The 24,605-nt window shown below is 39.5% G+C and carries 19 protein-coding genes; 11 read left to right on the top strand and 8 right to left on the bottom strand.

The annotated features are described in order from the left end of the window. The first annotated feature begins 74 nt into the window (after nt 1-74). A complete protein-coding gene (gene mfd / locus FNW07_RS02470; protein WP_126742442.1) occupies nt 75-3,431 on the top strand; it encodes a transcription-repair coupling factor in 3,357 nt (1,118 codons plus the stop codon). Between the two features lie 2 nt (nt 3,432-3,433). On the opposite strand, the gene FNW07_RS02465 is transcribed toward mfd, so the two are convergent. The 5 genes from FNW07_RS02465 to FNW07_RS13740 all read right to left on the bottom strand — a co-directional run bounded on the left by FNW07_RS02465 (nt 3,434) and on the right by FNW07_RS13740 (nt 6,327). Continuing rightward, nucleotides 3,434-4,093, bottom strand: a complete 660-nt coding sequence (locus FNW07_RS02465) for an aspartate kinase (protein WP_126742441.1) — start codon at nt 4,091-4,093, stop codon at nt 3,434-3,436. Nucleotides 4,094-4,156: 63 nt separating this feature from the next. Continuing rightward, nucleotides 4,157-4,516 (bottom strand): YraN family protein, encoded by a 360-nt coding sequence (locus FNW07_RS02460; RefSeq protein ID WP_126742440.1) that lies wholly within the window; start codon nt 4,514-4,516, stop codon nt 4,157-4,159. Next, entirely contained in the window at nt 4,517-5,413 is an 897-nt protein-coding gene (locus FNW07_RS02455) for an LD-carboxypeptidase (RefSeq protein ID WP_370511488.1), read from the bottom strand. A gap of 135 nt (nt 5,414-5,548) precedes the next feature. Beyond that, on the bottom strand, nt 5,549-6,088 hold the full coding sequence (locus FNW07_RS02450) for a hypothetical protein (protein WP_126742438.1): 540 nt from the start codon (nt 6,086-6,088) through the stop codon (nt 5,549-5,551). Between the two features lie 68 nt (nt 6,089-6,156). After that, nucleotides 6,157-6,327, bottom strand: a complete 171-nt coding sequence (locus FNW07_RS13740; protein WP_185964604.1) for a hypothetical protein — start codon at nt 6,325-6,327, stop codon at nt 6,157-6,159. A gap of 185 nt (nt 6,328-6,512) precedes the next feature. Here FNW07_RS13740 and FNW07_RS02445 point away from each other — a divergent pair, with 185 nt between their 5' ends. The 5 genes from FNW07_RS02445 (at nt 6,513) to FNW07_RS02425 (ending at nt 12,355) form a co-directional block, all read left to right on the top strand. Beyond that, entirely contained in the window at nt 6,513-7,259 is a 747-nt protein-coding gene (locus FNW07_RS02445) for a hypothetical protein (protein ID WP_126742437.1), read from the top strand. Between the two features lie 269 nt (nt 7,260-7,528). Further along, the gene (gene metG, locus FNW07_RS02440) at nt 7,529-9,589 is read left to right on the top strand and encodes a methionine--tRNA ligase (RefSeq protein ID WP_126742436.1); all 2,061 of its coding nucleotides are present in this window, start codon (nt 7,529-7,531) and stop codon (nt 9,587-9,589) included. 12 nt (nt 9,590-9,601) lie between these two features. Next, the gene (locus tag FNW07_RS02435) at nt 9,602-11,038 is read left to right on the top strand and encodes a hypothetical protein (protein WP_126742435.1); all 1,437 of its coding nucleotides are present in this window, start codon (nt 9,602-9,604) and stop codon (nt 11,036-11,038) included. Nucleotides 11,039-11,042: 4 nt separating this feature from the next. Continuing rightward, nucleotides 11,043-11,726, top strand: coding sequence for an HAD family hydrolase (locus FNW07_RS02430; protein WP_126742434.1), 684 nt, complete (start codon nt 11,043-11,045; stop codon nt 11,724-11,726). Next, nucleotides 11,726-12,355 carry a chloramphenicol acetyltransferase gene (locus FNW07_RS02425; protein ID WP_126742433.1) on the top strand — a complete coding sequence of 210 codons (630 nt, stop codon included), beginning with the start codon at nt 11,726-11,728 and terminating at the stop codon, nt 12,353-12,355. The genes FNW07_RS02430 and FNW07_RS02425 overlap by 1 nt, the downstream gene beginning before the upstream one ends. Nucleotides 12,356-12,411: 56 nt before the next feature. On the opposite strand, the gene FNW07_RS02420 is transcribed toward FNW07_RS02425, so the two are convergent. After that, nucleotides 12,412-12,744 (bottom strand): single-stranded DNA-binding protein, encoded by a 333-nt coding sequence (locus FNW07_RS02420; RefSeq protein ID WP_126742432.1) that lies wholly within the window; start codon nt 12,742-12,744, stop codon nt 12,412-12,414. Between the two features lie 180 nt (nt 12,745-12,924). Between FNW07_RS02420 and FNW07_RS02415 the strand changes: the two genes are divergently transcribed. Genes FNW07_RS02415 through FNW07_RS02395 form a run of 5 tightly spaced genes read left to right on the top strand, consistent with a single transcriptional unit; the run spans nt 12,925 to nt 18,954 of the window. After that, nucleotides 12,925-14,454, top strand: coding sequence for a bifunctional GNAT family N-acetyltransferase/carbon-nitrogen hydrolase family protein (locus FNW07_RS02415; protein ID WP_126742431.1), 1,530 nt, complete (start codon nt 12,925-12,927; stop codon nt 14,452-14,454). Next, a complete protein-coding gene (locus FNW07_RS02410) occupies nt 14,451-14,798 on the top strand; it encodes a hypothetical protein (protein WP_126742430.1) in 348 nt (115 codons plus the stop codon). The genes FNW07_RS02415 and FNW07_RS02410 overlap by 4 nt, the downstream gene beginning before the upstream one ends. A gap of 17 nt (nt 14,799-14,815) precedes the next feature. After that, complete coding sequence (locus FNW07_RS02405) at nt 14,816-17,215, top strand: M28 family peptidase (protein WP_255512716.1); 2,400 nt, start codon at nt 14,816-14,818, stop codon at nt 17,213-17,215. Next, a complete protein-coding gene (locus tag FNW07_RS02400; protein WP_126742429.1) occupies nt 17,202-18,005 on the top strand; it encodes an SDR family oxidoreductase in 804 nt (267 codons plus the stop codon). Before FNW07_RS02405 ends, FNW07_RS02400 begins: the two co-directional genes overlap by 14 nt. A 1-nt stretch (nt 18,006) precedes the next feature. Further along, nucleotides 18,007-18,954 carry a DMT family transporter gene (locus FNW07_RS02395; protein WP_255512715.1) on the top strand — a complete coding sequence of 316 codons (948 nt, stop codon included), beginning with the start codon at nt 18,007-18,009 and terminating at the stop codon, nt 18,952-18,954. Between the two features lie 85 nt (nt 18,955-19,039). On the opposite strand, the gene FNW07_RS02390 is transcribed toward FNW07_RS02395, so the two are convergent. Together FNW07_RS02390 and FNW07_RS02385 are read right to left on the bottom strand one after the other, a co-directional pair. Then, nucleotides 19,040-21,103 carry a M13 family metallopeptidase gene (locus tag FNW07_RS02390; protein WP_126742428.1) on the bottom strand — a complete coding sequence of 688 codons (2,064 nt, stop codon included), beginning with the start codon at nt 21,101-21,103 and terminating at the stop codon, nt 19,040-19,042. A 35-nt stretch (nt 21,104-21,138) separates the two neighbouring features. Beyond that, nucleotides 21,139-24,522, bottom strand: a complete 3,384-nt coding sequence (locus FNW07_RS02385) for a T9SS type A sorting domain-containing protein (protein WP_126742427.1) — start codon at nt 24,520-24,522, stop codon at nt 21,139-21,141. Nucleotides 24,523-24,605 lie beyond the last annotated feature (83 nt).

Below are 24,605 nucleotides of genomic sequence, written 5' to 3'. Positions count from 1 at the left end.
ACCGGATTTTATTTTTTACCAACTTCCAAATGCAAAATAGTATCTTTGTACTACGTTTTAAAATCATTTAGACATTGAGCAAATCAGCACTCTTAGGCAAATACGACAAATCTTCGAAAGTCAACCAAATTGCGGAAAGCTTACAGCAAAGAGAAAATAAAATCCACCTCAAAGGACTTTTAGGATCGTCGACATCTTTTGTTATCCGCTCCCTTTTTTCCAAAAGTGAATTGCCTTTCCTATTGGTTTTACAGGATAAAGAAGAGGCTGCCTATATCCTGAATGATCTGGAACAACTCGTAGGCGAACAGGATGTATTGTTTTATCCCGGCTCCTATCGCCGTCCCTATCAGATTGAAGACACCGACAATGCCAATGTTTTATTACGTGCGGAAGTACTGAACAGAATCAATTCCCGAAAAAAACCAGCCATCATTGTCTCCTATCCGGAAGCACTTTTTGAAAAAGTGGTCACCAAAAAAGAACTTGAGAAAAATACTTTAAAAGTAGCCGTAGGCGATAAAATTTCGATTGAATTTATCAATGAAGTGCTTTTTGAATATGAATTCAAGCGCGTCGATTTCATTACTGAACCGGGAGAGTTCTCTGTTCGTGGCGGAATCATCGATGTTTTTTCTTTTTCAAATGACAATCCCTACCGAATTGAGTTTTTTGGCAACGAAGTGGACAGTATCCGGAGTTTTGATGTTGAGACACAATTGTCGATTGAAAAACAACGAAAAATAACGATTATTCCCAATGTCGAAAATAAGTTTTTCCAAGAAAACCGTGAAAGCTTCCTCGAGTATATCCATGAAAAAACGGTGCTTTTTATTCAGGATACCGATGCTTTATTTTCAAAATTAGATAAGCTGTTCCAAAAAGCCGAAGAGACTTTTGCCGCCTTAAATGCGACGGTTAAACATCTTGAACCTCAGCAGTTGTTTTTGAACCAATCGGCGTTCATCAAAAAAGCATTGGATTTTACGATTATAGAATTGGGGACCAAACCCATTTTCAAAACCCAAAAAACATTTGAATTTCATATTCAGCCACAGCCGTCATTCAACAAGCAGTTTGATTTGCTTCTGAATAATCTTGGTGACAACCATTTCAATGGAATAAAAAATTATTTGTTTTGTTCCAATGATGCTCAGGCGAAACGTTTTCATGATATTTTCCAGACTTTGGATGAAGCCAACCATGAAAGCATCCGAAAACAATACGACACAATCGTACTTCCATTATACCAAGGGTTTATCGATGAGGAAATGCAGATTGCCTGCTATACCGACCATCAGATTTTTGAACGTTATCATAAATTCAGCATCAAAAACGGGTATTCCAAAAAACAGACGATTACCCTAAAAGAATTAACCACCTTATCAGTTGGTGATTATGTAACGCATATCGATCATGGAATCGGGCGATTTGGCGGATTGCAGAAAATACAGGTCGAAGGCAAAACCCAAGAAGCGATTAAACTCGTTTATGCCGATAATGACATTGTCTATGTGAGTATCCATTCGCTGCATAAGATTTCCAAATTCAATGGGAAAGACGGTTCCCCGCCCAAGATTTACAAACTGGGTTCGAATGCCTGGAAAGTTCTGAAGCAAAAAACAAAGGCTCGCGTCAAACATATTGCGTTCAATTTAATTCAATTGTACGCCAAGCGAAAACTAGAGAAAGGGTTTCGATACAAACCGGACAGCTATTTACAACTGGAATTGGAAAGTTCGTTCATATATGAAGATACCCCGGACCAAACCAAATCCACGCAGGAAGTAAAGAACGACATGGAAAGCGACCGTCCGATGGACCGATTGGTTTGTGGAGATGTTGGTTTCGGAAAAACAGAAGTTGCCATCCGCGCTGCATTCAAGGCCGTTGATAACGGCAAACAAGTGGCTATTTTGGTGCCAACCACTATCCTTGCTTTTCAGCATTACCGTACCTTTACGGAAAGGCTGAAAGACATGCCCGTTACCATTGGCTATCTGAACCGTTTCAGGACAGCCAAACAAAAAACGGAAACCTTAAAAGAATTGGCAGATGGAAAACTCGATATCGTCATCGGAACGCATCAGTTGGTGAACAAAAACGTCGTTTTTAAGGATTTAGGATTACTGATTGTGGATGAGGAACAAAAATTCGGAGTCAACGTCAAGGACAAACTCAAAACGATTGCCGCGAATGTGGATACGCTGACATTGACCGCCACCCCAATCCCAAGAACGCTTCAATTCTCATTGATGGCCGCAAGGGACTTATCGGTTATTACGACCCCACCGCCCAATAGATATCCTATCGAAACACATGTTGTCGGCTTTAGTGAAGAACTGATTCGGGATGCGATTTCTTATGAAATACAGCGAAACGGACAGGTTTTCTTTATCAACAATCGTATTGAAAACATTAAAGAAGTCGCCGGAATGATTCAACGTTTGGTTCCGGGAGCGAGAGTCGGAATTGGACACGGCCAACTGGACGGAAAAAAACTGGAAGAACTGATGCTGGCTTTTATGAATGGTGAATTTGATGTCCTGGTGGCCACCACCATTATTGAAAGTGGCTTGGACGTTCCAAATGCCAATACGATTTTTATCAATAACGCAAATAATTTCGGTTTATCCGATTTACATCAAATGAGAGGCCGCGTAGGACGAAGCAATAAGAAAGCCTTTTGTTATTTCATTTGTCCGCCGTATTCTGCGATGACAGATGATGCACGCAAACGAATCCAGGCACTGGAACAATTCAGTGAACTTGGCAGTGGATTCAATATCGCTATGAAAGATTTGGAAATTAGGGGTGCCGGAGATTTACTTGGTGGTGAGCAAAGCGGTTTTATCAATGAAATTGGTTTTGATACGTACCAAAAAATTATGAACGAGGCGATCGATGAACTGAAGGAAAATGAATTCAAGGAATTGTATGCCGATGAAGATAAAGGGGAAGAAAAAGAATATGTAAAAGACATTCAGATTGACACGGATTTCGAATTGTTGTTTCCGGATGAATACATCAATAACATCTCGGAACGTCTGAATTTATACAATGAACTGAGTCTGATTAAGGATGAGGATTCCCTTCTGAAGTATGAAAACAAACTGATTGACCGCTTCGGGCCATTGCCAAAACCGGCAATTGCGTTATTGAACAGTATTAAGATAAAATGGATTGCTACGAAATTGGGTGTTGAAAAACTGGTAATGAAGCAGGGTAAAATGATTTGTTATTTTGTTTCGGACCAACAATCACAGTATTACCAATCGGAGCGTTTTCATCAGGTGTTGCAGTTTGTACAAAAGCATCCGACGTTGTGCAAAATGAAGGAAAAACAAACCGTCAATGGATTGCGTTTATTGCTGACTTTCGAAAACGTAAAATCAATCAGGAAAGCTTTGGAGATGATAGAAATGGTGTAGACCTACAACGATTTGAGATCCTTGATTACTTTAAAAGCAACGTCGATTTCATCTTCGCTAACCAAAAGTGTAAATTCACAGGAAGTCGAAATTACTTCATTGATGACAATTCCTTCCCACGCCAAACGTTGAAAGATAAAGTAATAAATACCCGGAGTCGAAACGTTTTCTTTTGGAAGCTTAACGGTTATTGACGCCAGGTTGTCAAATTTGTGCAAGAGTCTTTCGTCTGAAAAGTGTTTGTCTACCAAATGGCTGACACTTTCACTAACAACAATATTCGTTTCGCTCACACCTCTGGATGAAGTATAGAAAATATCAGAATAATTGTTGATCTCAGACATAAACTCCACTTGCTTGTTTAAAATGGAATCCGTAACGGCAAACGTGTAATCACACAACGAAGAACGAACGGTGATTTCCCCTAAATTTTTGAAAACTTTTATGATTTTGTGATTCAATCGGAAGTCTAAATCGACAGAAAGTCTTTTCAGCGCCATTACAATTGCTCCTTGCTTCACCTCTTTTCCCAACTCGCCTTCGAGTTCCGTCATCATATTTCTAGACAAAGACGTCAAATTTATAATTCCTTGGGAAAGAGCACCCAATAAAAATGGTTTAGTCTGAATGTAATGCTCTACAACGGAAGAAACGGTTTTCATTTTTTTGAGATTTATGGTTGGGCAAATATAGTCGAAAAAACAATTTGTAAGGGATTTAACCTGCTAAAAATAATAAAAAGCATCCTCTAAATGTTCCATTTTGAATTGGTTGCCTTCTTTTTGTATCCCAATAATATCAAAACGAACTTCGTTGTCGAAGTTGTTTGCAACTATATATTCATTGATTGCTTTTACTAACAATTGGATTTTTTTTGGTTTTACGAAATCCTGAGGCAATCCAAAATCTACTCCGGTACGGGTTTTTACTTCAATGGCGGCAATGATGTTTTCCTTTCTGGCAATAATGTCAATTTCCGCTTTTTGAAAAGTCCAATTCGTTTCCAGAATGGAGTAACCGTTTTTCTGCAGGAATTCGACCGCCAGTTTTTCTCCTAATTTCCCTAAATCATTATGTTCTGCCATTTATTCGAATTTCAGAACCGATTCGGTTTCATTCACTTCCAACGTGACTGATTTACCAAGAATCAAAGCCCTATTGTCTTTTAAGTGTCCCGCCGGAAAATCATATACCACCGGGAAATCGAAATCCTTGGTGACGTCCTGAATAATCTCCAACGCATCTTTTCCCCACGGAATTTCGTTATCGTTCATGCTGGTCATTCCGCCAATAATTAGGCCTTTCAGACCGTCAAAATACCCATTGCGTTTCAGGTTCATCATCATGCGGTCAATGTGATAGAGATACTCATCCAGATCTTCTATGAAAAGAATTTTCCCTATGTAATCGATTTCCGATTTGGAACCCATGACACTATAAAGGACCGAAAGATTACCGCCTACCAATTCGCCTTTCGCACTTCCCATTTTATTAAAGGCGTGATGAGGAACATGATACTCCAATTTTTCGCCGAACAGTGCTTTTCGGAGACTTTCAACTGCTTCAGGACTTGCCGTTTTTGCGCTGATTGCCATAATACCGTGCAAAGTAGCGATATCCATATTGTTGATGTGGCTGTGCAAAACGGTAATATCGCTAAAACCCACAATCCATTTCGGGTTCTTTTTGAAGTTGGTAAAATCGATGCGGTCCACAATCCGAACAGTACCGTAACCGCCTTTGGCACCCCAAATGGCTTTTATTTTTGGATTGTCGAGCATTTCCTGAAAATCCGTGGCACGAAGCCAGTCGGGTCCGGCCAATTGGTTTTCTTCTTTCCCGATGCTTCGCCCGATGACCACATGCAGACCCCAGCTTTCGAGTAACGCAACGGCAGGCTGCAGGGTTTCTGAATCAATTTTTCTGGCTGTGGCCAAAATGCCTACAGTATCTCCTTTTTGCAAAAATTTTGGCATAACGATATGGTTTTGTGCTTGGGTGTTGGAAACCAAAAAGATTAGTAATAACAAGATGCTAATTGGCTTGAAGTTTTTCATAGTAATGGAAATCAATCTAACAAAGATATAAATCTATGTGAATTAATCGTTTTGAGTGGTTTACTCTCTTTTAATCTCATGTCCGATAAATTCTTCAATAACGGCAAACATGTCATCTACCGAAAGTACTTCAAGATCAGGATGGGTTTTTAAGAAATTGGCATTCAAGTGTGCCAAATTTTCATCCAGATCAAAAAAAGCGTCATTGTTGAGCAAATCTCTGGTGGGATTTACCCCTTCGAGTTTTCCAGTTAGGAACTTATTCAGCTTCACGCTGCTCAATAATTTTACTTTTTTGCTTTGTTGTTTGAATAATTCCAAATGTTTTTCGGCACAGATTAAAGCCAGGCCTTCTTCAATCAACTCGTTTAACTCGGAATTCCAACCCGAATTAAATACAAACTGGGAAAAATTACCCTGAGTGTATTGTGAGGTATAATAATCCAAATAATAACTCATCAGAGCATCATTGTGAATCAGATCATCATCAATCTTTTCTTCCCGCATCAAGTTAATTACCGAAATATTGGAATGAATTATATCCTGAAGATTTTCACTGTTCATTGCGTTTTCTGAAATAATTATTCTGCCGAATTCCATAGGGTTTGAGTTTAAAGATTTGAAGCAAATTTCGGCGAAAATAAAACAGAAATGAAATACAAGATGATTTATTTGGGATCAAGTTCGTCGGTATTCATTTTTTGATTCATTTTTGCAACTAAAGCTTTCAAACGTAATGCTTTTTCTTTTTTTACTTCTTGAAGTTTCGTCTTTTTCCGGTTTAGCAATTTGGTGTGTAAAGCCTTGTTTTTGGTATTTTTTTCAGGTCCTTTTGCCATAATTTTCGATTTTCATTAATTCCCTTTGCAAATATAAGTATTCTGATTGTTCAATCGGATCCCATTGATAACGATATAAAAATTGCATTGTTTTTAATTGATCTTTAACATTTTACAATTAAAACCATATGTTTTGTAATAAAAAATAATATATTTAACAAAAAATAATTTAAACCCATCCTACTATGAAAAAATTTATTTTATCGGTTGCTGTTTTAACAATGATTATTTTGACAACAAATTCCTGTCAGAATGATGACGGAGGCAGTTCTCAAGCGCTAACCAAAACTTCCCCATTGACCAATTTACTTTTACGGGTTACCCATAATCCCACCCTAGCTGGTAAATCCGAGAATGAAACCAATGAATTTTGTTTTACCGTAAACCTTCCCGTGACTATTGAGAACAACGGGCAAAGTGTTACCGTAACCAGTCAGGATGATTACGCCACTGTACAAAACGCCCTTCACCAATGTGATGATGACAGCACGAGTGTGTCATTTGTCTTTCCGATAAACATTACTTTTGCTGATGGTACAACCCAGACAATAAACAGTACGGAAGGTTTACAACAGGTTTTGGATACTTGCAGTGATGAAGACGAAGATGAGGATGATATTGAGTGCCTGAATATTCATTATCCAATTAACATCACTTATACAGATGCCAATAATCTTAGCACCGTTGTCATTTTAAATACTGATGATGAAGCGTACGCTTTTTTAACCAATTTAGAAGCAACAAACTCGATCGTTATTTCTTACCCGCTTACTATCACCGACGCTACTGGAACAACAGTTATTGTAAATAATAATGACGATTTACAGACGGCTATTGAAGAAGCTGATTCAGAATGCGGTCACCATGATGGGGACCACAATGATGATGATGAGAATAATGATAATGGGGGTGGTAAAATGAGCCATCATTAATTGAAATAAAATGATTTTAAAAAATCCCGATTAGTGCTTCTAATCGGGATTTTATTTTAAAAATAACCAAATACAACTTCCCATTAACGGAATCTCTAGCCCGGATAGCAGCGAAAATCCTTTTGTCGCGCTTTTTAGCGGGGCAAAAGATTGTAGCGAATAGCGGGAAACAGCTCCTAATAAAAACCATAAAACTCTCAATTCTATTGCTTATTTTTGCAGTCACTCGAGGGAATTATCCCGAACAGACGAAGTAATTAAATTGAGTTATGTTACAAAATCCAAAAAGATATACCATTACAGCGGCATTGCCTTATACGAATGGACCGATTCACATTGGCCATTTGGCGGGCGTTTATGTGCCATCTGATATTTATTCCAGATACCTGAGATTACAGGGGAAAGACGTGGCCTTCATTTGCGGAAGCGATGAGCACGGCGTGGCGATTTCGATGAAAGCCAAAAAAGAAGGAATCACACCGCAACAGGTTATTGATAAATATGATGCGATTATCCGTAAATCGTTTATGGATTTCGGGATTTCATTTGATAATTATTCGAGGACCTCGGCTAAAATTCATCATGATACGGCATCGGAATTTTTCAGGAAATTGTATGATAATGGCGATTTTATTGAAGAAGTAACCGAACAATTATACGACACGAAAGCGGATCAATTCTTAGCGGATCGTTTTGTTGTTGGGACTTGCCCGAAATGTGGCAACGAAGAAGCCTATGGTGATCAATGCGAAAAATGCGGATCGACCCTGAACGCGACCGATTTAATCAATCCAAAATCAACGATAACCGGAGAAGTTCCCGTATTGAAATCAACGAAACACTGGTTTTTGCCTCTGAATCGTTATGAAGATTTTTTGAAAGAATGGATTCTCGTTGGACATAAAAGCGACTGGAAACCGAATGTTTACGGTCAGGTAAAATCATGGATTGATGGCGGATTGGAACCTCGTGCCGTAACCCGCGATTTGGATTGGGGAATTGATGTGCCGGTTGAAGGTGCCGAAGGAAAAAAATTATACGTATGGTTTGATGCGCCTATCGGATACATCTCCTCTACCAAAGAATGGGCCCTTCGTGAAGGTAAAGACTGGGAACCGTACTGGAAAAGTGACGATACGAAACTGGTGCATTTTATCGGGAAAGACAATATTGTTTTTCACTGCATCATTTTCCCGGCGATGCTAAAAGCCGAAGGAAGCTATATTCTACCGGACAATGTTCCGGCGAATGAGTTTTTGAATCTGGAAGGAAGCAAACTTTCGACTTCAAAAAACTGGGCGGTCTGGTTGCATGAATACCTTGAAGATTTCCCGAATCAGCAGGATGTGTTGCGTTACGCACTGACATCAAATGCTCCGGAAACCAAAGACAATGATTTTACCTGGAAAGATTTTCAGGCTAGAAATAATAATGAACTGGTAGCGATTTTTGGCAACTTCATCAATCGTGTCGTGGTGTTAACCAATAAATATTACGCCGGAATCGTTCCGCAACCGAATGAACTTTCGGAAGTCGATGAGGCAACTGTGACGGAATTGAAAGCTTATCCTGCGGTCATTTCGAGTTCGATTGAAAGATACAGATTCAGGGAAGCATTAGGCGAACTGATGAATGTGGCCCGTTTGGGAAACAAATACCTAGCAGATGAAGAGCCTTGGAAAGTCATTAAAGACAATCCGGAGCGTGTGCAGACCCAAATGTATGTGGCATTGCAAATCGCTGCTGCATTGAGTGTGTTGTGTGAACCGTTCCTGCCGTTTACGAGTACGAAACTTTCCCGAATCCTGAAAATCGAAAATAAAATTAACTGGAAAACCATTTCTGAAGACTCCGATTTAATTCCGGCGGGACACCAGATTGGGGAAGCTGAATTGCTTTTTTCAAAAATCGAAGACGAAGAAATCCAAAAACAAATAGACAAACTGGAAGCAACGAAAGTGGCCAATACAGCCGAAAATAAAAAAGCAGAACCTCAGAAAGAGGCGATTCAATTTGAGGAATTCGCCAAAATGGATCTGCGTGTCGGAACCATTCTGGAAGCCGAAAAAATGCCAAAAGCCAACAAACTTTTAATCCTGAAAGTCGATACAGGAATTGATGTCCGCACAATCGTTTCGGGAATCGCCGAGAGTTTTACGCCAGAGGAAACTGTTGGCAAACGCGTAACCGTTTTAGTGAATCTTGCGCCAAGAAACCTGCGTGGAGTTGAAAGCCAGGGAATGATCCTGATGACCAACAACGCCGAAGGGAAACTGGTTTTTGTCAATCCGGATGCCGATGGTGTTGGAAATGGGGAGACGATCAATTAATAAAAGATTTACATGTACAAAATAAACATTGTCTTCCTAATATATCTAAGCAGTTTTCTTTCATTTTCTCAGGAAATCGTGACTTCGATTCCGTTAGTCCTTAAAAAAGACCGGGATGTTTTTCAGATTGTAAACGACAAAACGAAAGAGACCACTTTGTTTGTAAGCGATAAAAAAACGGTTAATGCGATTCGCCTAAACGGGCAAATCCAGATTATAGATTCTTTGTCGACCGTGAGGCCCGAAAAAATGTATAGCGACATGATTGGTTATACTACCAATACAAGCAATACCACCTTGTTTTGGTCTTCGGAAAATCACAAAGAAATCCTTACGCAATCGTATAATTTTGAAGGCCGAAAGGTTACCAGTAAAAATTATAATTTGCCCTTGAAGGACGAGCGGTTCCTGCAGAAATTCTCGGAAAATGAAAAATTCTATATTCTGACGGTATTAAAAAACAGCAATACTTTAAAACTGTATGTTTTTGGAAATGACGGGAAATTAGAAGAAAAAGTAATTGACCTGACCGGTTTCCGTTTTTTTCAGACTAACTATTCCAAAGTAACTATATATGGTCTGCTTTCAGAAAATTTACTACCATTGGAAAACGCATTTGAATTACAGAAAATAAATCCGGAAAGTCCAACATCGCTTACCGAAAGTGCCAAAAAAAGAAAATGTTATTCAAATGCGAAACAAATTATTCTGACCTTTGATAATAATTTTGACCTTACCCAAATGGTAACTTTGGATTTGGAAAATTTTACCGCCAAACAGAAATTATTCAAAAAGCCTTTCATTCAATATACCGAATTTTATCAGGTTAACTCTAATTCTTTTTTGATTGATGACCGGTTATATCAAATAAAGGTTTCTACGGAGAAATTTATTTTAAATATAAAAGATCCGGAAGACCATCTTTTAAAAGAATATGTTGTTACAGAAGCTAATCCTATTAGTTTTAAGAATTCTGATATTATCCAAGAAAACGGTGAAAAAAGTAATACTCGGATTTTGGAAAAAACATCCCAGTTTATCAGGAAGGTTAATAACTTAAACTGCGGTATATCCTGCTATAAAAAAAATGATGATTATATAGCTACGATTGGCAGTATTTCTGAAGTAAGCGAGAACAGTGCCGTGATGTATGGAGCGATGTTTGGGGCCGGTGGCGTTTTGATTGCCTATGCCATTTCCAATCCGACGTATCAGAGTTTTAATTCCTACTCCAAGAGAAAAGTAGTTTATATCAATTGTTTGTTCGACAAAAATGGGAATCACTTAGATGGAGAACTACAACCTCTTGCTTTTGACAAAATGAGAGATTTCTTTGAGGCAAACAAGGCTGTTTCTTCCCCAACTTTATTTAAACTGGATAATTCCTATTTCTTAGGGTTTTACAACAATTATGAAAAAATGTATAAACTAAGAAAATTTGAAGATTAACAATATGAACATAAAAGTAATTGCCTTCGATGCGGATGACACTTTATTTGTCAACGAACCTTATTTTGAAGAAGCCGAAAAGAAATTTTGCGTGCTTCTGGAGGATTATTTGTCACATCAGGGATTGTCCCGTGAATTGTTCACGACACAAGTCAACAATCTTCCGTTGTATGGTTATGGGATCAAGGGCTATATCCTCTCGATGATTGAAGCGGCAATTAAAGTATCTAATGGAACCATTGGGGTCGATTTCATTTCCAAAATCATGGAATTCGGAAAAGAGCTGAGTCAAAAACCAATCGAATTGCTGGACGGTGTCGAAGAAACCTTGCAGGCACTTCAGGGACGCTATAAATTGGTTGTTGCGACCAAAGGCGATTTAAAAGACCAGCAGCGCAAACTGCATAATTCAGGTCTGGGTCCTTATTTTCACCATATCGAAGTGATGGACGACAAGCACGAAATCAATTATGAGAAATTGTTGAAGCGTTTGGACATTGATGCCTCTGAATTTTTGATGATCGGTAATTCCCTTAAATCCGACATCTTGCCAGTACTGGCCATTGGCGGACATGCGATTCATATTCCGTTTCATACAACCTGGGAACATGAGCGTATTGACCATGCGGTGGAGCATGAAAATTTCAGAGCCTTTGCAAAGATTACGGATGTTTTAAAAGTATTGTAATGATAACCATTTTGGATATTGAGCAGTGGAACAGAAAAGAGCACTTTGATTTTTTTAGAAAATTTGAAGATCCTTTCTTTGGAGCAACCGTAACAATCGATTGTTCTAAAGCTTATGCCGTTTCCAAACAATTCGGTCATTCTTTTTTTCTATATTACTTACACAAAACTGTCGGCGCTGCCAATATGATTGAACCTTTCCGTTATCGGATTTCAGGTGACGAAATTCACATCCATGACCAAATCGATGTGTCTGCTACCATCAGCCGCGACGATGATACCTTTGGTTTTTCATTGGTTGAATACCATCCTGATTTTAATGTCTTTGCAGAAAAAGCCCTAATAGAAATCGAGCGCGTCAAAAATACACCCGGCTTGTTTACCAGAACTTTTGATGAAGATAACCTATTGCATTTTTCGGCCGTACCATGGTTGGATTTTACTTCGCTTTCCCATGCCCGGAATTTAACTTTTCCAGACAGCTGCCCAAAAATATCCTTGGGTAAAATGACTATTTCAGAAAACGGCAAAAGAACAATGCCGCTTTCTGTGCATGTGCATCATGGTTTAATGGACGGTTTCCATCTGGGGCAGTTTATAGATTGTTTTCAGGAATTGATGAACAGATAAAAAAGGCTCCCATTGCTGGAAACCTTCTTATTGTTACTACTTGTTTACTGCCTCAGTTATTTTCCGAGCATCAACACTTCATTCACCACCACATCAGTAACATATCTTTTTTCGCCGTTTTTATCCTCATAGCTTCTATGCGTTAGTTTGCCTTCAATGGCAATTTCTTTCCCTTTGGTTACATAACTCTCAATCAGTTCCGCCGTTTTACCCCACGCTGTGAGTCGATGCCATTGCGTTTCCTCAACTTTTTCCCCTTTGTCGTTTTTGTAGCGTTCATTAGTAGCTAAAGTGAAATTGGCTAATTTTTTTCCACCGTCCAAAATTTTGATTTCCGGATCATTTCCTACGTTCCCGATTAACTGTACTCTGTTTTTTAATGCATTCATGGCTTGTAAATTTAAATGTTTATAAATGTTCGTGATGATTGTTGTTTCAAATCAACGAGGCAAAGATGTGATGGCTATGTCAAGTTAATCGGTTGGAAACTATTTAATTTCGTTTGTAGTTGTTTGTAACCGTTTGTAAATGGAATTATTTTGATTATATTTGATCAAAATCAGACTCTTATGCAGGCCAAAATAAAAAAAGTAGAATTACGAAATCTTGAGTTTGACGACTACAAACAATTGAAAAAATCCATGGTGCAGTCCTATCCCGAAATGGTAGACTCGTATTGGCGGGCAGATGATATTGAAAAGTTGTTGGGAGTCTTCCCCGAAGGCCAATTAGTCATTTTGGTGGATGGAAAAGTAGTTGGAGCCGCATTATCACTAGTGGTGGATGAGGACCTGGTTGACAAAAACCATGATTACGCCAAAATAACCGGAGACTATACCTTTTCAACCCATAATCCGAAAGGAGATATTTTATACGGAATTGATGTGTTTATCCATCCCACATATCGAGGTTTACGGCTTGGAAGGCGTTTGTATGATGCGCGAAAAGAAATCTGCGAAGAGTTAAACCTGAAGGCTATTGTTTTTGCAGGAAGGATTCCAAATTACACTAATTATGCGAAGGAATTAAGCCCGAAAACCTATATCGATAAAGTAAAACTTAAAGAATTACACGACCCGGTACTTTCCTTTCAGCTCAGCAATGATTTTCATGTATTGCGGATCATGAAAAATTATCTCGAAGGCGACAAAGATTCTAAAGAGGTCGCCGTTTTACTGGAATGGAACAATATATATTACAACGAAAGCCCAAGTTTAATCAACAAGGAGAAGAGTGTTATCCGCCTTGGATTAATACAATGGGAAATGCGTCCGTTGAATAATCTGGACTCTTTATTTGAGCAAAGTGAATTTTTTATTGATGTGGTTTCAGGCTATGGTTGTGATTTTGCGCTTTTCCCTGAACTGTTCATTGCGCCTTTAATGGCCGATTATAACCATTTATCGGAAGCAGATGCAATTCGGGAACTCGCAAGACATTCGGACCCCATCCGAAAACGTTTCCAGGAATTTGCCATTTCATATAACATCAATATTATTACCGGAAGCATGCCGTATCTGGATAAAGGCACGTTGTACAATGTCGGTTTTCTTTGCAAAAGAGACGGAACTTCCGAAATGTATGCTAAAATCCACGTGACGCCGAATGAAGTTTTGCATTGGGGAATGAAAGGCGGTTCAAACATCCAGACTTTTGACACCGATTGTGGAAAAATCGGGATTATGATCTGTTATGATGTCGAATTTCCGGAACAAGCAAGGTTAATGGCCGATGAGGGAATGAATATTTTATTTGTACCTTTTTTAACCGATACGCAAAACGCTTATATGCGCGTAAAAATATGCGCTCAGGCCCGTGCCATAGAAAATGAATGTTATGTTGCGATTGCCGGATGCATTGGAAACCTCCCGAAGGTCAACAACATGGATATTCAATATGCCCAATCCGCCGTTTTTACTCCATCTGATTTTGCTTTTCCGAGCAACGGAATAAAAGCGGAAACAACTGCCAATACCGAAATGACCCTTATTGTAGATGTGGATCTCGATTTACTGAAAGAACTCCACGAGCATGGAAGCGTCCGAATCTTGAAAGATCGTCGCCGCGATTTATATGACATCAAAAAAATAAAGCCATGAAAACCTGCTTAGAATGCGGTGAAAAATTAGTCGGCCGCGAAGACAAAAAGTTTTGCAGTGACGGTTGCAGAAACGCCTACAACAACAAGATCAATAAAGACAGTAACAATTTCATGCGCAATGTCAATAATAAGCTGCGCAAGAACTACCGAATTTTATCCGAACTCAATACTGAAGGAAAATCCAAAACGACCCGAACAAAATTACTGGGAAAAGGATTTGATTTTGAATTTTTTACCAATATCCTGCAGACCAAAACCGGAAATACCTACTATTTCCTATACGACCAGGGCTATCTCGCACTGGACAATGATTTTTACATGTTAGTCAAAAAAGACATTTAGACCCCAACACTAATGCCATGAAAAAAAATTATACCTCTCTTTTTTCCACTCTGTTTATCATGGTGATTCTCGGATTGATGTATTTCACAATGATGCCGCAATGGATTCCCAAAGAAGAAAGTCCGCTAGCCGAATTTTCAACAAAAAGAGCTTTGGAGCAAGTTGCAGAAATTTCAAAAACACCCCATTTTATAGGTTCCGAAAACCATCAGCAAGTTGCCGATTATCTCCAAAGAGAATTACAACGAATGGGATTGGAAACTTCTATACAAGAAGGAACAACACTTTCCGACTGGGGTAATCTGGTGAAATCAAAAAATATTTTAGCCCGAATTAAAGGATTGGATAACTCCAAAGCCTTATTGCTCTTATCCCATTATGACAGCGCGCCTCATTCCTTTTCGCATGGTGCCAGCGATGATGGTTCCGGAATTGCCACTATTCTGGAAGGGGTACGTGCTTTTCTGCACACCAAAACAAAACATAAAAACGACATTATCATTCTTTTTTCGGATGCCGAAGAATTGGGCCTGAACGGCGCGGCTCTTTTTGTTACACAAAACAAATGGGCTAAAGACGTTGGACTGGTTTTGAATTTTGAAGCACGGGGTACCGGTGGCCCGAGTTATATGCTGATGGAAGTCAATCAAGGAAATGCAGCCATGGTGCACGGTTTTTCGGAAGCATGTTCGAAATATCCCGTTTCGAATTCCCTGATGTATAGTATATATAAAATGCTTCCCAATGATACCGATCTGACCGTTTTGAGAGAGCAGGGAAAGATTCCCGGTTTTAACTTTGCCTTTATTGACGATCATTTTAATTATCATACGGCGCAGGATGACCTCAAGCATTTAAGCAAAAAAACAGTGGCGCATCAGGGAACTTATTTAATGCCGTTGCTGCATTATTTTTCGAATGCTGATTTAACAAAAATGAATTCAGCTGACGATTATGTGTATTTCAATATGCCTTTCTATTTTGCGAGTTATCCTTTTTCATGGATTGTTCCGATGTGGATCATCTCGGTTGTAATGTTTGTGCTTTTGATATTTATTGGTATCGGAAAACGGATTTTGATTCCGCGGGAAATTGGAAAAGCCTTTATCCCTTTTGCTACTGCACTGCTATTATCGGGATTGATAACGTTTTTAGGCTGGAAAATCCTTTTGCTGTTTTATCCGCAATACAGCGACATTCTTCAGGGATTCACTTATAACGGACACGATTACATTGCAGCTTTCATTTTTTTAAGTCTGGCCATATCCTTTATTGCTTATAAAAAACCTATGTCAGAAAGTGGAATCATGAACCAATCTGTGGTTCCGCTATTGATATGGATTTGTATCAATGGGGCCATCGCATTTCTGCTTCCGGGAGCCGGATTCTTTATCATTCCGGTATTTTCTGGATTGCTGATATTGGCGTATTTTGTCATTACCCAAAAAATCCACAAAACCCTTACCTTAATTTTGAGTATACCGGCATTATTGCTATTTGTGCCGTTCATTATTATGTTTCCAATTGGATTGGGATTGAAAATTCTGGCGGGAAGCGCTATTTTGACGGTATTGGTGTTTGGATTATTGCTTCCTGTTTTTGGTAATTTTTATAATAAAAGAATCTGGGCTTTGATGTTGATTTTCATTTCCATTGGTTTTTTTGTAAAAGCCCATCTGAATTCCGATTATGCAAAAGGAAAAGCAAAACCCAACAGTCTTTTGTATGTCTATGATGCCGATAAAGAAGCTGCAGTCTGGACAACTTATGACACTAATCTGGACGAATGGACAAAAAAATACTTAGGTGAAAACCCGAAAAATGCGGCGACATTAAACAACAATCCATTATACAGCAAATACAATTCTGGTTTTACCTATATGGCTGCCGCGCCAAAAATAACACTGACCAAACCGACTGTAGAATTTCTCCGGGATACTATTATTGGAACGCAAAGGCATCTTAAAATTAAAATTTCTCCAAACCGGAAAGTCAACCGCTATGACGTTTTTGCCAATGAAAAAATGGTTTTTCATAATTTTAAAGCCAATGGCGCGGCCGCATTAGGTCAGAAAGGGTCGAAATATCCGCGGAATGGCAAAAAGATAATCAGTTATTATGTCGTAGATAATGAGCCATTGGAAATGCAGTTCTCAATCCCCAAAGAAACCGTTTTGGACATGAGCCTTATTGAATCTTCGTTTGATTTAATATCCAACCCAGAATTTAAGATGTCCAAAAGAGCTTCATGGATGATGCCAATGCCTTTTGTATTGAATGATGCCGTAGTAATTACGCAAAAACTGAAACCCACACCAAAAATGGAGGTGATCGTGCCATCGCCATTAGTTGAGGATTACCAAGCTTCGAATCTGCCGGTCAACAATACAATCCCATCCGGAAATGAAACAAATTAGTATTTTAGGCTGTGGCTGGCTGGGATTCCCCTTAGCGGAACATTTAATTGCAGAAGGACATCTGGTGAAAGGTTCTACCACTTCATCAGAGAAACTTGAGGTATTGGAAAAATCCGGAATGGAGCCGTTTTTGATTGCCCTGACGGAAAATGGAATTCAGGGCACTATTACCGATTTTTTGTATGAAACAGAAGTGTTAATTATAGATATTCCGCCCAAATTACGTGGGCCGGACAAGGAAAATTTTGTTGCGAAAATTCAGTTGCTTATTGCCTATATTGAAAAATCTTCGGTAGAAAAAGTACTATTTGTCAGTTCCACTTCTATTTACGCTGATGATAATTCGGTAATCACAGAAAATACAAATGCACAACCCGATACCGAGTCCGGGAAGCAATTATTGCAGGCAGAACAATTTTTGCAATCCAGTACCCATTTTAAAACCACCGTTCTTCGTTTTGGCGGGTTGATTGGCGACAATCGTCATCCGATACATTTTTTAGCCGGACGCCAAAACCTTGAAAATCCGGATGGACCCATAAATCTGATTCATCAGAGCGATTGCATCGGTATCATTTCAAAAATTATTAAAAAAGAGACTTGGGGTGATGTGTTCAATGCGGTCGCTCCTTTTCATCCTTCCCGCAAGGAATATTATTCGCAAAAAGCTACCCAGCTTAATTTGGTCACACCCGAATTCAATCATCAGCTGCCCTCCAAAGGAAAAGTCATCCTCAGTGATAGAGTAGAAAAAGTGCTGGATTATCAATTTACCATAACTCAACCCTAACGTGGCCCGAACCAAATTACATACTTTCTTTTCATCCAAAATAAGCACCATCGGATTGCCGGTATTGGCGTTATGCTGGGTTAGTTTTTTTTGGGGAACCACTTGGATTGCGTCAAAAGAAGGCGTAAAACACATGCCCGCGCTTCAATTGGTGGCGATGCGTCAGTTTTTTGGCGGTTGTATTTACCTTACTTATTTCTTGTTTAAAAAAACCAAATGGCCCAATCGCAAGCAGTGGCGCACCATCCTTATTTTGAGTGTATTGAATTTTATGCTCAGTAATGGACTCAGCACATGGGGCGTGAAATATATCAGCAGTGGTTTGGGCGCCATTATCGGTTCCCTTTTTCCCTTGTGGATTGTTATCATCACTTTTTTTCGGGGCGAAAGGATTTCATCACTCGCGGTAAAAGGGTTACTGGTCAGTTTTTTTGGCATCTGTATTATTTTCTATGATTATTTAGGTGATTTCTTAAAGGCTGATTTTCGATTTGGTATTTTCTTATCCATTATCGCTACCTTAACATGGGCTTTTACGACGATTTACACCAAAGAAAAAGCGGCCAGTTTCAATCCGTATTTCAGTTTGGGCCTTCAGATGATGATTTCCAGTTTTGTCTTGTTTGGCGCCACGGACCTGACCGGTACCAGCGTTCCTTTTTCTGCTATCCCGATGATTTCATGGCTTGCCATTGGGTATCTGGTCATCTTTGGTTCGGTACTTACCTTTATTGCTTTTATCTATTCGCTGCAGCATTTACCGACAGAAGTCAACAGCCTTTATGCCTATATCAATCCGATTGTGGCCTTAATTATTGGCGCTATCATTTTTGAGGAACCGTTTACCATACTGATTATTATTGGCGGCTGCACCACATTAGCCGGACTGTATATTGTCAATATTTCCATCCGACGAAAAACACGGAAGAACATAGTTCCAACAAGTTAAAAATTGCTTTTTGAAAAAGTAAACTCCATAAAAAAATCCCATCCGCAGAGAGCGAATGGGATTTTTATTTTTTATAGAACGGATACTACCAGATTTTTACACGGTTTTCCGGTGCAACATACATTCCGTCACCTTTTTTGATTCCGAAGGCTTCATAAAAAGCATCAACGTTTTGAATCGGTACGTAGGCACGGTACATTCCCGGAGTATGTGGGTCTGTTTTTACCTGATTTTTGATCGCCTCATCACGCATTTTTGAACGCCAGATTGTTGCCCAAGAAATAAACAAACGTTGTTCCGGAGTGTAACCGTCGATTAATCCGGGGTTTCCATTTTCTTTCAGATACAATTGCAACCCATCATATGCTGCGTTGATTCCACCTAAGTCACCAATGTTTTCTCCCAAAGTAAATTTCCCGTCTACGTGGATTCCAGGTAATGGCTCCAACGCGCTGTATTGATCGGCAAGTGCATTTCCTAATACTGTAAATTGTTTCAGATCCTCTGCTGTCCACCAGTCTACAAGATTTCCCTCCGCATTGTATCGTGCTCCTGAATCGTCAAATCCATGAGAAATCTCATGACCGATCACCGCTCCGATTCCACCATAATTTACGGCTTCATCCGCTTGGTAGTTATAAAAAGGCGCTTGCAAAATAGCTGCCGGGAATACAATTTCGTTATACGAAGGATTGTAATACGCATTTACCGTTTGTGGCGACATTCCCCACTCTGTTTTATCTACCGGTTTGGTTAATTTTGATAGGTCATCATTATAGCTCCAACGGGAGAGACTGTTAACATTGTCGAAATAGCTTCCGCCTTCAGCAGGGCTTTTCAGGTTTAAAGCCGAATAATCCTTCCATTTGTCCGGGTAACCAATTTTAATGGCCACTTTATTTAATTTCTCAATGGCGCTTTTTTTGGTTTCAGGCGACATCCATGATAAATTACTCAATCTGTTCTGATACGCCTTAATGACATTTCTGATCATTTTTTCGGCTTTCACTTTGGCTTCAGCCGGGAACATTTTCTCTACATATAATTTCCCCAACGCTTCACCAACAGAACCGTTGATCGTTTGCAAAGCTCTTTCTTCTAAAGGACGTTGTTTGATAGCTCCGGTTAATGCTTTTCCGTAGAAATCAAAATTAGCCGCACCGATTTCAGTAGACAACTGCCCTGAAGCTCGGTTCAATAACGACCATTTCATGTATGCTTTCCAATCCTCTACTTTGTTTTCCGCTAAAGTATTTTGCAACGCCTTCATGTATCTTGGCTGCGTTACGATGATTGATCCTAATTTAGGGAAACCAACTCCGGAAAGATATTTTTCCCAATTGATGGCCGGCGTCATTTGTTGAAGTTCGGCAACAGTCATCGGATTGTATTGCAATCTGCTGTCTCTGCGTTCCACACGGTCCAATCTTGGTTTTGACAATTCAATTTCCAAAGCTAAAATTTGTTTCGCGCTTTCTTTTGCTTTTTCAGGATTTTCTCCAATAAATTGTAACATTCGGGCAACGTGCTGCAAGTATTTTTCACGTTTTTCTTTCGAATCGTTATCTTCAGAAACATAATAATCCTTGTCTGGCAAGCCTAATCTTCCGGCTCCTAAACTCACCGAGTTTTTATTACTGTCTTTATCATCAGCACCAACGCCCACGCCAAAGAAACCTATTCCTCCAACAGGTTCCATCTCTATCATTAATTTTTGCAGGTCGTTGATGTTGCGTACCGCATCGATTTTTGCCAAATATGGTTTTAACGGATTAATACCCTGTTTGTTTCTGGCTACCTTATCCATGATGGATTTGTAGAGATTGACAGCTTTACCCTGATCGGTATTGGATTTGTATTTTGGATTGGTGGCTGCCTGTTTTAAAATAGCCAACGCATCGGTATCAGTTTTTTGACGCAATTCATCAAAACTTCCCCATCGGGTTTTATCGCTTGGGATTTCGGTTTTATCAAACCAGGTTCCGTTTACGAAGCGGAAGAAATCATCACCCGGTTTTACCGATTTATCCATGAAGGAAACGTTAATCCCCGGTTCTTTCTGAGCGGGTCCTTTTTGCGCCATGCAAGGCGTAAATCCGATGATGGCCGGAATTACAAAAAGAAATTTTTTACTGAACTGCATTTTCATATTTTATGGTTTGTTAAGTTGCCGATATATTTGTATTAATTTTTGATAATTCTTCTGGCGACAGACTGATTTTCAGAAGCGATTTTTACAAAATAAATCCCTGAAGAAACTGCTGACAAATCGATTTTGATATCACTTGCATTATCTTGGAAATCCGTTCTTGAAAAAATAATTTTTCCGGTAAGATCAAATACTTCAATTGTCTTTGGTGTAATCGTGCCCATAGCAATATTAAAAATTCCTTTGGACGGATTTGGATAAATTGCAATATTATTCAATTCAAATTGTTCGTTCGCCAATGTTCCGTCAATTATAAAATCATCAACGACTACTCCCAATTGATTTGCTGATTCATCGGAATGGAATACAATTCTGAAGATGACATTCGTTTCTCCCGCCAATGCGTTCAGCGGATAAAAATATTCCTGTAATGTCGTATTGGTTGCTGTCCATTGTGCTCCAGGGCAGTTATTACAATCTGCTCCGGTGGTTAATGGCGTTCTGTTACTGTTGTACCAATTGGTTCCCTGAGCTCCCAGAACATTCCAGTTCTGACCAAAATTGGTAGAATATTCCACGTAGACGATATCCCAATTCGGTTCCAAATCAAATGCCATTTTAAATCGGATGGTTGGATTCGTTACTGTCGTTAAATTATAACATTGGGAAACCAAATAACTCTTAATTCCATCAGGATAATTACCGGTAAAATTGGTTGTGTACACGTTATTGGTTCCGGTAGCTAAGACGCCTCCGGTTCTGATTCCTCTCTGCCATTGACTTGTCGTTGATCCTTCAATATATGTCAATAAATTATCCGCGGGGGCAGTAAACGTATTAACTACCGCCGGCGTTCCGGCATCATTAACATAAAAGATCGCTGCCACATGATTATTATCGGCATATGCATCATTTACAATTGTCGTTGTAACATCCAAAGTATACACTCCTCTTGCAGTAGTTATTTGTGGTAAATTAATAGTTGCCGACCCGGAAGGGCTGATGGTACCATTCCATACATAATTCAGTGGCGTACCATTATACTGATAATTGATTGTTACGGTAGTGACGGCATTCAAACCTTTATTCTTCACGGAGATTTGTGGCGTTACGGATCCACAGGAAATTTCAATGGTAGGATAGCGTATGCTTTCTAATTTAATATCATCCTGTGGAATTTCTGCAGGAATAACTGATTGCCAAATCCCTCTTCCATAAGTTGCGGCGGTAATTTTTGCATCCTCTAAGTTAATTTCCAAATCGGTAACACTGACATTCGGTAAATTGGCATCAAACGGCTCCCATTGCGACATGGAATCATCTCTGTAATAAACTCCTAAGCTAGTCCCGAGGTACAATGGATTCAATGAATGACGGCCTTGGTGGCGGATTACATTTTTTCCAATAGCAGGCAGACCTGTTGAAAATGACGTAAATGAAGTTCCTCCTGTAGTAGACTTTAACGCTTGTCCCCCCGTCCCGGATGTGGTAATATATACGATACTACTGTCTGATGAATGCACACAAACAGAAGTGATGTTTGCAGCAGCACTATAGACGTTAGTAAATGCTATTCCCTTGTCAGTGCTTTTGTATAAACTGGCTCCATTAACTACATATATAGTATTATCATTGCTGGGATCGATGGCGATAAGTTCAACATTTCCTGTTCCCAGACTACTTGTATTTTGCTGTACCCAGGCTCCCCCGTTCAATTTATATAACTGTCCGTATCCGGCAAATAATTCTCCTGCAGCATTTGTTGCTAACGGCGTCACCCAGTTACCGGTTTCCCCTGATGGAGAAGCTACCGACGAACTGATGCTGTTTCCTCCGCTGCTGCTGATGTACAAAGTACTTCCATTTTGAATGAACCCATAATATTTATCGCTGTTGTTAGGGTCAACAGCAGTATCCATCCCATCAGCACCATAATAATTTTTCCATGCCCCGGAACTGTATGCATGACCTCCGTTGTCCTGAAGTCCGCCCACCATTTTATCGGCCGACTGTTTTGAAACAGCAATTTTATAAAATTGGCTGATTTGTAATCCTGCTGTTAAACTGGAGAAATTGGTTCCTCCATTAGATGAAACATATACACCTCCGTCGGTCCCGGCATATAGGTTATTATTGAAAAATCGTAAAAAATGAACATCCGCATGGGTGTAAGAAGCTGCTGTAGGTGAGCTCCAACTGTTTATTTTTGTAACAGCCGCACCTCCGTTAGTCGATTTCCATACGTTCAGACATCCCGTATAAACCTCGTCAGCATTAGTACTTGAAGCTGCTAAGGCCATATCATACCATGATTGAGTACCTTCAAAAATATCTGTAGTTCCCGATGTTTTAGTGAAACCGGTTCCACTGTTGGTTGACCGATAAATCCCTTGAAAAGCATTCCCGGTTGTCGAACTTAGAATGTAAATATAATTTGCATTTGCGGGTGTAACATCCAATATTAACCTGCCCGAAGAAAGTGGTAATCCTGTTAATACTGCAGCGAATGAATCCCCGGTATTTGTCGACTTATAAAATCTATTGTTTGAAACTGCATAAACGGTTGTAGGATCTGACGGTTTAATTCTGATTGAACCTTGAGCAAAATTTCCGGCCTGCTCGTTGGTCCAGTTAGTACCTCCATCAGTAGTTCTCCAAATTCCGGTAGTGGTAGCGCACCATAAAATTTGGTTGTTGGTGGGATGAATTATCAGGTCTCCGGCCAAGGTGGTTGTGTTTGTAAAAGTCAATCCGGTCGTATTCCAGGTTACTCCCCCATCCGTGGATTTAAGCACACCTATCGAATAAGTGTCCGATGCATCTTTATCACCAGTTGCTATGTAAATGGTATTTGGATTTGAATAATCTACTGCAATTCCGGAAACACCAATCTGAGGCAAATTATCAGACATTGGGGACCAGTTTAATCCAGAATCAGTTGATTTCCATATCCCTCCAGCCGGAGACCCCACATACAGTGTAGCGGCATTCGATGGGTCCACACATACGACACCTACGCGTCCCTGCCCAGATGACCAGGAACCGGTATTAACATGTGTAAAAGGCCCAACCGGGAGCCAGTTACTGACAGGAAGGCTTCTGTTTTGATTTGTCACCGCCTTCGCATTCTTTTTTTGAGCCCATGCTTGCCACATTTCTTGCGGCGTTATTAAATAACCCTGTTCGTTTGTTTTATTTCTCCAATGGGTTTCCCAACGCATAAACGGCTTATACCCACTTGCCTTTTTGCTTTTATCATGATGCTGCCAATACTCATTGAAAGAGGCTACAATTTCATCCATCGTGGCATTTTCCTTTTTCGAAATGTTTTCAGCTTGCATCCATGGGGCCAGTTCATTAAATTGCGAAAAGCCTAAAGTAGAGCACAATAGAATGATTAGTAGGTATAATTTTTTCATTTAAAATAGAGTTTGGCCAAATTTAGTGAACTTTTTTTAAAATTCGATTAATTAACACCTTATTATCAATTTGTTACAATTTA

The organism is Flavobacterium sp. GT3R68, assembly GCF_007109225.1.
Lineage (GTDB): Bacteria > Bacteroidota > Bacteroidia > Flavobacteriales > Flavobacteriaceae > Flavobacterium.
Note: the sequence above shows the minus strand (reverse complement) of the source record. Positions and strands in the feature narration are given on the sequence as shown.